At 69.9% G+C, this 11,440-nt stretch carries 14 protein-coding genes; 7 read left to right on the top strand and 7 right to left on the bottom strand.

From position 1 onward, the window contains the following. Nucleotides 1-2: 2 nt before the first annotated feature. The gene (locus tag Phou_RS22160) at nt 3-170 is read right to left on the bottom strand and encodes a DUF3117 domain-containing protein (RefSeq protein WP_007455245.1); all 168 of its coding nucleotides are present in this window, start codon (nt 168-170) and stop codon (nt 3-5) included. 192 nt (nt 171-362) lie between these two features. On the opposite strand from Phou_RS22160, the gene Phou_RS22155 reads away from it, so the two are divergent. Beyond that, the gene (locus Phou_RS22155; protein ID WP_173057769.1) at nt 363-1,169 is read left to right on the top strand and encodes a PaaX family transcriptional regulator; all 807 of its coding nucleotides are present in this window, start codon (nt 363-365) and stop codon (nt 1,167-1,169) included. Then, entirely contained in the window at nt 1,166-1,957 is a 792-nt protein-coding gene (locus tag Phou_RS22150) for an enoyl-CoA hydratase-related protein (protein WP_173057768.1), read from the top strand. Before Phou_RS22155 ends, Phou_RS22150 begins: the two co-directional genes overlap by 4 nt. A 1-nt stretch (nt 1,958) precedes the next feature. Here Phou_RS22150 and Phou_RS22145 read toward each other — a convergent pair whose 3' ends face one another. From Phou_RS22145 to Phou_RS22130, 4 genes are read right to left on the bottom strand one after another with little or no spacing between them, the layout of a single operon-like run. Then, complete coding sequence (locus Phou_RS22145; protein ID WP_173057767.1) at nt 1,959-2,531, bottom strand: hypothetical protein; 573 nt, start codon at nt 2,529-2,531, stop codon at nt 1,959-1,961. Between the two features lie 12 nt (nt 2,532-2,543). Next, on the bottom strand, nt 2,544-3,116 hold the full coding sequence (locus Phou_RS22140; protein WP_173057766.1) for a DNA-3-methyladenine glycosylase I: 573 nt from the start codon (nt 3,114-3,116) through the stop codon (nt 2,544-2,546). Further along, on the bottom strand, nt 3,116-3,598 hold the full coding sequence (locus Phou_RS22135; protein ID WP_173057764.1) for an SRPBCC family protein: 483 nt from the start codon (nt 3,596-3,598) through the stop codon (nt 3,116-3,118). Before Phou_RS22135 ends, Phou_RS22140 begins: the two co-directional genes overlap by 1 nt. Next, nucleotides 3,595-4,296 carry a DivIVA domain-containing protein gene (locus Phou_RS22130; RefSeq protein WP_173057762.1) on the bottom strand — a complete coding sequence of 234 codons (702 nt, stop codon included), beginning with the start codon at nt 4,294-4,296 and terminating at the stop codon, nt 3,595-3,597. The genes Phou_RS22135 and Phou_RS22130 overlap by 4 nt, the downstream gene beginning before the upstream one ends. 118 nt (nt 4,297-4,414) lie before the next feature. Between Phou_RS22130 and folP the strand changes: the two genes are divergently transcribed. Next, nucleotides 4,415-5,227 carry a dihydropteroate synthase gene (folP, locus tag Phou_RS22125; RefSeq protein ID WP_246273819.1) on the top strand — a complete coding sequence of 271 codons (813 nt, stop codon included), beginning with the start codon at nt 4,415-4,417 and terminating at the stop codon, nt 5,225-5,227. Nucleotides 5,228-5,326: 99 nt separating this feature from the next. On the opposite strand, the gene ndhC is transcribed toward folP, so the two are convergent. Continuing rightward, nucleotides 5,327-5,704: an NADH-quinone oxidoreductase subunit A gene (ndhC, locus tag Phou_RS22120; RefSeq protein ID WP_173057758.1), complete on the bottom strand. Its 378-nt coding sequence runs from the start codon at nt 5,702-5,704 to the stop codon at nt 5,327-5,329. 179 nt (nt 5,705-5,883) lie between these two features. On the opposite strand from ndhC, the gene Phou_RS22115 reads away from it, so the two are divergent. Then, complete coding sequence (locus tag Phou_RS22115) at nt 5,884-7,731, top strand: 2-oxoacid:acceptor oxidoreductase subunit alpha (protein ID WP_173057756.1); 1,848 nt, start codon at nt 5,884-5,886, stop codon at nt 7,729-7,731. Next, nucleotides 7,724-8,758, top strand: coding sequence for a 2-oxoacid:ferredoxin oxidoreductase subunit beta (locus Phou_RS22110; protein ID WP_173057754.1), 1,035 nt, complete (start codon nt 7,724-7,726; stop codon nt 8,756-8,758). Before Phou_RS22115 ends, Phou_RS22110 begins: the two co-directional genes overlap by 8 nt. Nucleotides 8,759-8,810: 52 nt before the next feature. On the opposite strand, the gene Phou_RS22105 is transcribed toward Phou_RS22110, so the two are convergent. Beyond that, nucleotides 8,811-9,050, bottom strand: a complete 240-nt coding sequence (locus tag Phou_RS22105) for a hypothetical protein (protein ID WP_173057752.1) — start codon at nt 9,048-9,050, stop codon at nt 8,811-8,813. A gap of 138 nt (nt 9,051-9,188) precedes the next feature. On the opposite strand from Phou_RS22105, the gene Phou_RS22100 reads away from it, so the two are divergent. Both Phou_RS22100 and Phou_RS22095 read left to right on the top strand, forming a co-directional pair. After that, nucleotides 9,189-10,784 carry a glycoside hydrolase family 10-like protein gene (locus Phou_RS22100; protein ID WP_173057750.1) on the top strand — a complete coding sequence of 532 codons (1,596 nt, stop codon included), beginning with the start codon at nt 9,189-9,191 and terminating at the stop codon, nt 10,782-10,784. Nucleotides 10,785-10,907: 123 nt separating this feature from the next. Beyond that, nucleotides 10,908-11,429, top strand: a complete 522-nt coding sequence (locus tag Phou_RS22095) for a phospholipase (protein ID WP_218579062.1) — start codon at nt 10,908-10,910, stop codon at nt 11,427-11,429. The last annotated feature ends 11 nt before the right edge of the window (nt 11,430-11,440 follow it).

The following is an 11,440-nucleotide window of genomic DNA, read 5'->3' as shown; positions in this document are numbered from 1 at the left end:
AGTTATCCGGCGGCGGCCTTCAACGCGTCCCCGAGCGCGTTCGCCTCGTCGGGAGTCATCTCGACGACGAGTCGGCCACCACCCTCCAGCGGAACCCGCATAACGATGCCCCGGCCCTCCTTGGTGACCTCCAGCGGACCATCGCCCGTCCGCGGCTTCATCGCCGCCATCTTGTCTCCCCTCAGACCTCTACACCTGGGTCGGTGAGTCTCCCCACAGCCACTCCGTCAGCGTCACCGCGCTCACGGCCCGCGGTGCCGACCAACGATTTTCCCTGATGAAACCCGCTGAGCCCAAACTGAAGCCGGATTGATGTGACAACATCTAGTTTATCGTGAAGGCGGCTGTCACAATGTCCCGTCATGCAGGCACGGTCGGCGCTATTTGACCTCTACGGCGACTACCTTCGCCCCAGGGGCGGGCGGGCACCCGTCGCCGCCCTGGTCAGGCTGCTTTCTCCACTCGGGATCGCGCCCCCCGCGGTGCGCACGGCGGTGTCCCGTATGGTCCGTCAAGGGTGGCTTCATCCGCTACGGCTTTCGGCCGGCCCCGGGTACCTGCTGACTCCCAAAGCCGCCCGCCGGCTCGACGAGGCGGCTTCCCGGATCTACCGCACCGGCAAGATCAGCTGGGACGGGCGCTTCGATCTGATCGTCCTGGAGCCTCCCGCGTCCCGCCGCGACCGGCAGCGGCTGGCGGCCAACCTGTCCTTCCTCGGGTACGGCTCGCTGGACGAACGCACCTGGGTCGCGCCCCGCCCCGGCGAAGACGTCGACGGGCTGCTCAACGAGTCCGGCATCCGGCACGAGCGGTTCAGTGCCAGCCACGCCATGGGCGGCCCCGGCGCGATGGGCGTGGTCCGCCGGGCCTGGGACCTCGGCGAGATCGGCGCGGCGTACGAGCGGTTTGTCGGCGAGCAGCGCGAGGCCCTGGGCCAGGTCACCACGCGCAGCAGCGACGAGGAGGCCTACGCGGCACGATTCCGGCTCGTGCACGCCTGGCGTACCTTTCTGTTCCGGGACCCGCAGCTGCCGCCGGCCCTGCTCCCCGAGCGCTGGGCGGGCACCAGCGCGGCGGCCTTCTTCGACCGCCACGCCGCGCGGCTGCGGCCGGCGGCCGACCGGTACGTGGATCTTTGCTTGGACCAGAAGAAAGGCGCGCAACCGTGACCGAACCACTTCTCGTCGAGCGTGACGGTGCCGTCGCCACGGTCACGCTCAACCGGCCGGAGTCGCTCAACTCCCTCGACACCGCCCTCAAGGAGGCGCTCCGGGACGCGCTGGGCGAGCTGGAGCGCGACCGGACGGTCCGGGCGGTGGTGCTGGCCGGCGCGGGGCGGGCCTTCTGCGTGGGGCAGGACCTCCGCGAGCACGTGGCCACCCTCGAGACGGGCACCACCGACCCGCTCGGCACCGTGGTCGCCCACTACAACCCGATCGCCGCGCGCCTTGCCGGCCTGCCCAAGCCGGTCATCGCGGCCGTGCGCGGCACGGCGGCCGGCGCCGGCGCCTCACTGGCGCTGCTCGCCGACTTCAGGATCGGCGGGCCCAAGACCACGTTTCTGATGGCCTTCGCCAACGTGGGGCTCGCCGGCGACACCGGCGTCTCCTGGTCACTGCCCCGCCTCGTCGGTCACGCCAAGGCGATCGAGCTGCTCATGCTCGCCGAGCCGGTGCCCGCCGCCGAGGCGCAGCGGCTGGGCCTGCTCACCCGCCTGGTCGACGACGACGAGCAGGTGCTGGCCACGGCCCAGGAGCTTGCCGCGCGGCTGGCGTCGGGCCCCACGGTGGCGTACGGAGCGATCAAGCGCCAGCTCTCCGTCGGTGACGCGGGCACGCTCGCGGACGCGCTCGCCGCGGAGGCGCAGGCCCAGTCGATCTGCGGCGCCACCGCCGACCACCGCAACGCGACGGCCGCCTTCGTGGCCAAGGAAAAGCCGGCGTTCGAGGGCCGCTAGGTCAGTCCTCGTCGTCCTCTTCGGGGTCGAGGTTGGCCTGCTCACCCAGCACGAACGCCTGCATCGCCAGCTCGTCGCCGGCCGGTGAGACAAACGCGGGCAGTTCGCGGGGGCCGAGCTCCATCACGTACGACCAGAAGACCCGGACCGCCTCCGCCGGGGTGGACGCCTCGATCGGCAGGTCGAGGCTGACCATCCAGGTGGTGCGGTCGGCGGCCGGCTGGAGCCTGCCGGAGATCGCCCGAAACGTCTCCGGGTCGACCGGGGCCACCGGCCGCGTCAGCGCGAGCCGCTCGGCCGGCACGGGCTCGTCGAAGGCCCTTCGCGTGTACGTCACGACGAGCGGCTCATCATCATCGCCGGGCGCCGGGTCGTCGGGGTCGCGCTCGGGCATCACCAGCTGCACCCGACCGAGTGCCACCACTGCGGGCGGCTCCTTTCCGGCCACCACCAGCACGTCGTCACCGGGCGCCGGGCGGGGCCCGTCAAAGCCGGTCAGCTCCAGCGTGTCGTGGTGGAAGAGCCGCTCCGCCTCGTGCCGCTCATCCGAGATGACCACCGCCCAGTGCCCCATCCCGCCATCCCATCACGGGAGCGTGACGTGACACCCGTCGAGGTGGTCGTCGACCATGCCGGTCGCCTGCATCAGCGCGTACGCCGTCGTGGGGCCCACGAAGCGGAACCCGCTCTTCTTCAGCGCCTTGGCCATCGCGGTCGACTCGGGCGTCAGCGCGGGCACCTCGGCAAACGACCTCGGGCGGCGGGTGCGCGGCGCCGGCGCGAACGACCACAGCAGCGATGCCAGGCCGTCGGGCAGGTCGAGGGCGGCGCGGGCGTTCTGGATGGCCGCCTCCACCTTCGCCCTGTTGCGCACGATGCCCGCGTCGGCGAGCAGGCGGGTCACATCGGCCTCGCCGTACTTGGCGACGGTCTCGATGTGGAAGTTGTCGAACGCGGCCCGGAACGACTCCCGCTTGCGCAGGATGATCAGCCAGGACAGCCCGGACTGAAAGGCCTCCAGCGTGACCTTCTCGTACAGGCCGTCGTCCGTGCGCACCGGCCGGCCCCACTCGTCGTCGTGGTACGCGATGTACTCAGCAGTGCGCCCGCCCCACCCGCAACGGGGTAGCCCATCGGCCCCGATCACGAGGTCGGACATCAGATTTTTCCCGCCTCCACAAGCCGGGCGAACTTTTTCAACGCCTGGGTCAGGCTCACCTTGGAGCCTGGCCACAGCACCGGCCACGCTACACGCCCCGCGACGCCGCCGGGCAGGTGAAACCACTCGTGCCACACCACTTGCGTGCGGCCCTCACCCATCGGCGTGCAGCGCAGGACGCCAGGGCCGCGCAGGAGGCGGCCGCAGTGCACGACACGCACCTCGTAGGGCGGGTCGACCCGTACGACGCGCATCTCGTCGCGCAGCGTCGCCGGCCCGATCATCGTGACCGCCTCGACAAGGCTGCCCTCGCCGCCGTCACCTTCCACCACGCGCACCTTGGTGAACGGGATCCAGTCGGACTGCCGCTCCCACGCCGTGAACGCCTTGAAGACCGCGTCGGCCGGCGCGTTGACGATCACCGTGGCGGTGACCTCGCCCGAACCCGGTTCGGCCGCGGAGCGTAGGTCTTCCTCGCTCATGCCCTCTCGTCCCGGTCGGGGAGCGTGCGCCGGGCGTCCGAGTCGGTGGCGTCATCCGGCTCGTCCTCGCCATCTTCGACCGCCCCGGCATCGCCGGCCTCGGCTTCCGCGGGATCGGTGGCGTCGGTGTCGACCTCGTCGTCGGTGTCGTCGCTGAGCACCTCGTCGGCCGTCACCGCCGCGCCCGTGACCACCGGGCCGGGCACCGCCGCGGCAGTCGCCGTCGCCACGCCCTCGACCTCGTCGCTCTCCTCGCCGCCGGTCTCCTTCCGCGGCGGGGTCACCTCGCCGAGGTCGACCAGGCCCGGCGAGGCGTTGCCGTAACCCGCGCCGGCCGGCACCAGGGCCGCCTCACGGGCCCGGCGCAGCGTTTCGGCGTCGCTCGCGCGGCCCTCGCGCAGCGCGATGACCTCGGCCTCCAGCACGCCGATGAGCTCGTCCTTGTATCCGATGTCGTAGGCCGCCCGGCGCAGCGCCTGGTCAACCTGGGCCATGCGGTAGCCGCGCACCGTCGTGTCGAACCGGACCGCCGACACATCAGCCTCTACCAATGGGCGAGTGGCCGGCAGCGGCATCGCGCGGCCATCTGGCTCGGCGGTGCCCAAGCCCGAATCACCGCCGGTCACCAGCACGGTGACCCCGAAAACGACAGCGGCGACGGTCAACGCCACGACCACGAGGAGGAGTACCTGACCCATGGACCGATCGTGGCACGCCTGGCCGAGCCGGGCGACCCCGCCACCCCGGTCTAAGTTTCATCACGTGGACGATCTGCGCCTTGGTGGACGGGTTTTCGGGCCCGGTGAGCTGGTCGTGATGGCCATTGTCAACCGCACTCCCGACTCGTTCTTCGACCGGGGCTCGACCTTTTCCCCGGACGCGGCCCTCCGCGCGGTCGACCAGGCGGTCGAGGAGGGCGCGCAGATCGTGGACATCGGCGGGGTCAAGGCGGGTCCGGGCGCCGAGGTCGACGTGGCCGAGGAGATCCGCCGTACCGTCGGCACGATCACCGCCGTGCACGCGGAGCACCCCGACCTGGTGATCTCGATCGACACCTGGCGGGCCGAGGTCGCCCGGGAGGCGGTGGCGGCCGGCGCCGGCCTGATCAACGACACCTGGGCCGGTGCCGACCCGGCGCTCGCCGAGGTGGCCGCGGCGACCGGGGCCGGTCTCGTCTGCGCGCACGCCGGCGGACTGCGGCCGCGCACCCGCCCGCACCGGCCCGCGTTCGACGACGTGGTGGCGGACGCCGTCTCGACCGTCACGCACCTCGCGGAGCGCGCCCGTGACCTGGGCGTACGCCCCGATGGCATCCTCATCGACCCGGCGCACGACTTCGGCAAGACCACCCGTCACTCGCTGGAGCTGACCCGGCGGCTGGGCGAGCTCGTCGACACCGGGTGGCCGGTGCTTGTCGCGCTCTCGAACAAGGACTTCGTCGGCGAGACGCTTGACCTGCCCGTGCCCGAACGGCTCTCCGGCACGCTCGCGGCGACCGCGGTGTCAGCCTGGCTCGGCGCACGCGTCTTCCGCGCCCACCAGGTGCGCCCCACCCGCCAGGTCCTCGACATGGTCGCGTCGATCAGGGGCGACCGCCCGCCGGCCGTCTCCCGCCGCGCACTCGCCTAGAGCAGGAGCGCCTCCCGACCTGAGCGGCAAGAAGTTCGCAATCTGGAAGAGCTCGCGCGGTCATGGCAGGTTTGTCCGGAATGCCCTACTCGGACCAGGTCACGTCCAGCGGAGGATTCGCTTGCGCCAGGCGTAGAGGATGCCGAGCGCCAGCACCGCGACGAAGATCGCCATCTCCACGACGGTGACCATGCCGAAGCCGGGGCGGTCGAAGATCACCGCCCACGGAAAGAGGAACACGCTCTCGACCGCAAAGAGCACATATAGATATGCATAAACGTAATAACGGATCTGGGCTTGTGCCCAGTCACCGCCGACCGGGTCGACGCCGCACTCGTACGCCTCGCGCTTGCCGGCGGGCTCGGCTGGGCTGGCCGGGCTGAGCAGGCGGTTGGCGGAAAACGCCCCGACGAACACCAGAACGGCCGCGAGCAGCAGTAACCCGAGTGTCGCGTACGAACCCAGATAACCGTCCACGGCCCGCAGCGTACCGCGTGATCTTGCTTACGCGCCTTGTCTAGGGGTCTCATCCGGCGGACTGGTTAAGGATGACTTGAGTCGTTCGACGTACGCTCATGGGTGGACAAATCAAGGCGGGGACGCGCACACCCGGGTGCCACCTCGCCGCTGCCGGCTCGCAAGGAGGTCAGGGGTCAGTGACCAAACAGGTCCGCCAGCTGGATCGGGTGGTCATCCGGTTCGCTGGCGACTCAGGCGACGGCATGCAGCTCACCGGTGATCGTTTTACCTCGGAGACCGCTCAGCTCGGCAATGACATCTCGACGTTGCCCAACTTCCCGGCGGAGATCCGTGCCCCTGCCGGCACGTTGCCCGGGGTCTCGAGCTTCCAGGTGCACTTCGCGGACTACGACATCCTCACCCCGGGTGACGCGCCAAACGTGCTGGTGGCGATGAACCCGGCGGCCCTCAAGGCCAACATCGGCGACCTGCCGCGGGGTGCGGACATCATCGTCAACACCGACGAGTTCACCAAGCGCAACCTGGCGAAGGTCGGCTACGCGGCCAGCCCGCTGGATGACGGCTCGCTCGACGGCTACGCGGTGCACCCCGTGGGGCTGACGAGCATGACGGTGCGCGCCCTGGCCGAGCACGACGTGTCGAAGAAGGACGCCGAGCGCGCCAAGAACATGTTCGCGCTGGGCCTGCTCTCCTGGATGTACTCCCGGCCGTACGAGTCGACGATCCGCTTCCTGGAGCGCAAGTTCGCGGCCCGCCCGGAGCTTGTCGCGGCCAACATCGCCGCCTTCAAGGCGGGGTGGAACTTCGGCGAGACGACCGAGGACTTCAGCGTCCGGTACGAGGTGAAGCCGGCAAAGATGCCGCCGGGCACGTACCGCAACATCACCGGCAACGCGGCCCTCGCACTCGGCATCATCGCCGCGGGTGTGCGCTCCAAGCTGCCGGTCTTCCTGGGCGCCTACCCGATCACGCCGGCCTCGGACATCCTGCACGAGCTGAGCAAGCACAAGCGCTTCGGCATCACGACCATGCAGGCCGAAGACGAGATCGCGGCGATCGGTGCCACCCTCGGCGCGGCGTACGGTGGCGCGCTCGGCATCACCACCACGAGCGGCCCGGGCGTGGCCCTCAAGGGCGAGACGATCTCGCTCGCGGTGGCGCTGGAGCTGCCGCTCGTCGTGGTGGACGTGCAGCGGGCCGGCCCCTCGACGGGCATGCCGACCAAGACCGAGCAGGCCGACCTCAACATGGCCCTGTTCGGGCGGCACGGCGAGGCGCCGGTGGCGGTCATCGCGCCGCGCTCCCCCTCCGACTGCTTCCACGCGGCGATCGAGGCGGCCCGGATCGCGCTGACCCACCGCACGCCGGTGATCCTTCTCTCCGACAACTACGTGGCAAACGGCTCGGAGCCGTGGCTGCTGCCCGACGTCGACTCGCTGCCCGACCTCCAGGTCGAGTTCGCCACCCAGCCCAACGGCGAGGACGGCAGCACCTTCCTGCCGTACCTGCGCGACCCGCAGACGCTCGCCCGGCCGTGGGCGATCCCGGGCACTCCGGGGCTCGAGCACCGGATCGGCGGCCTGGAAAAGGCGGACAAGACCGGCGACATCTCGTACGACCCGGCAAACCACGACTTCATGGTGCGCACCAGGGCCGCCCGCATCGAGGCGATCGAGGTGCCCGACCTGGAGGTCGAAGACCCCGACGGTGACGCGCGGGTGCTGGTGCTCGGCTGGGGCTCGACGTACGGACCGATCGGCGCCGCCTGCCGGGCGCTGCGCCAGCGCGGCCAGTCGGTGGCCCAGGCACACCTGCGCCACCTCGCCCCGATGCCGCGCAACGTCGGCGAGGTGCTCCGCCGGTACGACCGCGTGGTCATCCCGGAGATGAACCTGGGCCAGCTCGCCCACGTCATCCGGGCCCGCTACCTCGTCGACGCCATCCCGTACAACCAGGTCCGCGGCCTGCCCTTCACCGCCGCCGAGCTGGAGACCATGCTGGAAGAAGTGGTTAAGAATGCCTGAGCCAGTCGCACTCAAGCTCACCATGAAGGACTTCAAGTCCGACCAGGAGGTGCGCTGGTGCCCCGGCTGCGGTGACTACGCGATCCTCGCGGCCGTGCAGTCGTTCATGCCGGAGCTCAACATCCCGCGCGAGCGGATCGTCTTCGTCTCCGGGATCGGCTGCTCGTCCCGCTTCCCGTACTACATGAACACGTACGGGATGCACTCGATCCACGGCCGCGCTCCGGCCATCGCCACCGGCCTCTCGGCCACCCGGCCCGACCTCTCGGTGTGGGTGGTGACCGGCGACGGCGACGCGCTCTCGATCGGCGGCAACCACCTCATCCACGCCCTCCGGCGCAACGTCAACCTCAAGATCCTGCTCTTCAACAACCGGATCTACGGCCTGACCAAGGGGCAGTACTCGCCGACGTCGGAGCTCGGAAAGGTCACGAAGTCGACGCCGGCCGGTTCGGCGGACTCGCCGTTCAACCCGCTGTCGCTGGCGCTGGGCGCGGAGGCGACATTCGTGGCGCGGACGATCGACTCCGACCGCAAGCACCTCCAGTCGGTGCTGCGCGCGGCCGCCGAGCACAACGGCTCCGCGTTCGTCGAGATCTACCAAAACTGCAACATCTTCAACGACGGGGCGTTCGACGAGCTCAAGGACGCCGGCACCCGCGACGACTACCTGATCCACCTGGAGCACGGGCAGCCGATCACGTTCGGCAAGGACGGGCAGTTCTGCGTCGTGCACCCGCCCGGCGGCTTCGGCCTGGAGGTGCGGGAGACGGCGACGGTCGCGCCCGGCGAGATCGTCGTGCACGACGCCACCGTGGCCGAGCCGGCCTACGCCTTCGCCCTCTCCCGCCTGCCCGGCCTGGATCTGCGCAACACCCCGATCGGGGTCTTCCGCAACGTCTCCCGGCCGTCCTACGACAACCTGGTGCAGAGCCAGCTCGAGGCGGCCAAGGCAAAGGCCACCGGCACGCCCGAGGAGCAGCTCGCCAGCCTCCTGACCAGCGGCGACACCTGGACGATCATCTAAGGCTCATGTCGAAGGCTCCGCTCCCACCCCCAGGGAGCGGAGCCTTTCGTTTTCAGCGGTTGCGCTGGCGGTACGTGATCGTCGCCGCCTCGATGCGGTTACGCATCCGCTGGTCGCGGGAGATGGCCCGCTTGCCCTTCTGGTACAGGTAGACACCGCCGCCGACCACGGCCGCGCCCACGATCAGGTAAACGGCTACGCCCAGCAGCGCCTTGAGCAGCGCGATCGCGAGCCAGCCCACTGCCACAACGGCGACGACACCCACCGCGGTCCAGGCCAAGAAACGTCCCATAGACCCAGGGTCCCCCTCGCCCGCAACCGCCGCATCGGGGAAAACCCCCGCTTCGCTCTTGCGCTCAGCGCGGCCATTGTGAAAATTTCCTTCTACTCCATCCGCCATGACGGCGAATGTTGTCGAAGGGACCGGACCATGAGGAAAACCTCGGCCGCGCTGATAGCGGCGCTGGTCATCGCCGGCGGGCTCGTGGCGCCGGCGGCACCCGCGAGCGCCGCCACGACAACCACCACCACCTGCGCGACCAACCCGGCCACGCCCACGCGGCAGTTCCGGGCGATGTGGATCGCGAGCGTCACCAACATCGACTGGCCCAGCGCACCCGGGCATAGCGAGGAGAAGCTCAAGGCGGAGTACCGCGCCTGGCTCGACCTCGCCCAGCGACTGAACCACAACGCGGTGATCGTGCAGGTGCGACCCACCGCCGACGCGTTCTGGCCGTCGCCGTACGAGCCGTGGTCGGAGTGGCTCACCGGCGCCCGGGACGGCGTCTCGCCCGGCTGGGACCCACTGGAGTTCCTGGTCGGCGAGGCACACGCGCGCAACCTCGAGTTCCACGCCTGGTTCAACCCGTACCGGATCTCGATGCCGCAGGGTGCCGGGCCGGACGTCACCAAGCTCGCGCCCAACCACCCCGCCCGGCAGCACCCGGACTGGGCGGTGCCCTACCCGGTCAACGCGGCCGGCTCGCGGCTCTACTACAACCCGGGCATCCCCGCGGTACGCGACTTCGTACAGCGGGCGATGCTCGACGCGGTGGTGCGGTACGACATCGACGGTGTGCACTTCGACGACTACTTCTACCCGTATCCGGCGGCGGGGCAGGACTTCGCGGACGACGCGACGTTCGCGCAGTACGGCGGCGACTTCGCGAGCAAGGCGGACTGGCGGCGGCACAACATCGACCTGCTGGTCCAGGAGTTCGGCGCGAAGGTCAAGGCGGCCAAGCCGTGGGTGAAGTTCGGCATCAGCCCGTTCGGCATCTGGCGCAACAAGGCGACCGATCCGCTCGGCTCCGACACCAATGGGCTCCAGTCGTACGACGCCATCTACGCGGACACCCGCAAATGGGTCAAGGAGGAGTGGATCGACTACATCCTCCCGCAGATCTACTGGCACATCGGGCTGGCCGTCGCCGACTACGCCAAGCTGGTGCCGTGGTGGTCGGACGTGGTCGCGGGCACGCGGGTCCACCTCTACATCGGGCAGGCGGACTACAAGATCGCTGACCCGGCGCAGCCGGCGCCATGGCAGGACCCGGCCGAGATGTCCCGCCACCTGACCTTCAACCGCGACTACCCCGAAGTGGACGGCAACGTGCACTTCAGCGCGGTACAGGTACGGGCGAACAAGATCGGCGCCACCGACATCTACGCCGCCGAGCACTACTCCCGGCCCGCGCTGGTGCCGCAGATGCCGCACCTGCCTGCCAAGCCACTGCTGTTTCCGCTGGTGACCGGCGCGTCCCGGGCCGCCGATGGCGCGGTCACGCTGCGCTGGAAGCAGCCGCTGGGCCGGGCCACGTCATACGCCGTGTACCGCTTCGACGGGCTCACGCTCCCCGGACGGTGCGGCTTCGCGGACGCGGCGCACCTTGTCGGCACGACCCGCGGCACCTCCTATGTGGACGGCTCGGCGGTGCCCGGCGCCCGGTACACGTACTTCGTCACGGCGCTCGACCGGCTCTGGAACGAGAGCCCTCCCAGCCTGCCGTGGCCGGTCCTGCACTAAGCGTTTTACCAGCGTCCATAAATAGTTATTGATTTACGCAAGCCGATGCCCCGACACTGTGGACACCTTGGTTGACTCACCAGTAACCAGGGCTCGATTCCCCTGCCATCCCCTGGAGGAGACGTGTCCCGTCGGGTCGCAACCCTACTCATCGCCGTGCCCGCCGCCCTGCTCACACTGCTGGGGCTGGCGGGCCCGGCGATGGCAGCACCAGCCGACAAGCCGCAAGTGCTGTCCAGCTGGACGCAGACCAGCGCGTCCAGCTACAACGCCTGGAACTCGGCCCGCCAGAACCAGGGTGCCTGGGCGGCGTACGGGTTCGACTGGTCGACCGACTACTGCTCGTCGAGCCCGGACAACCCCCTCGGCTTCAACTTCACCATGTCCTGCTGGCGCCACGACTTCGGCTACCGCAACTACAAGGCGATCGGCCAGTTCCCGGCCAACAAGTCGCGGCTGGACAGCGCCTTCTACGAGGACCTCAAGCGCCGGTGCGCCACGTACAACTCGGTGGTGCGGCCCGCCTGCCTGGCGCTGGCCTGGACGTACTACCAGGCTGTGTCGATCTTCGGTGGCGGCTCGGTGAGCCCCGCGCAGATCAACGAGGCGGCGAAGCTGCTGCCCGCGGGCGCGACAGTCCGCTAGCCACCACGCGA

This window comes from Phytohabitans houttuyneae (assembly GCF_011764425.1).
Taxonomy (GTDB): Bacteria; Actinomycetota; Actinomycetes; order Mycobacteriales; family Micromonosporaceae; genus Phytohabitans; species Phytohabitans houttuyneae.
The sequence above is the reverse complement of the archived record's forward strand: the minus strand, read 5'-3'. Positions and strand labels throughout refer to the sequence as shown.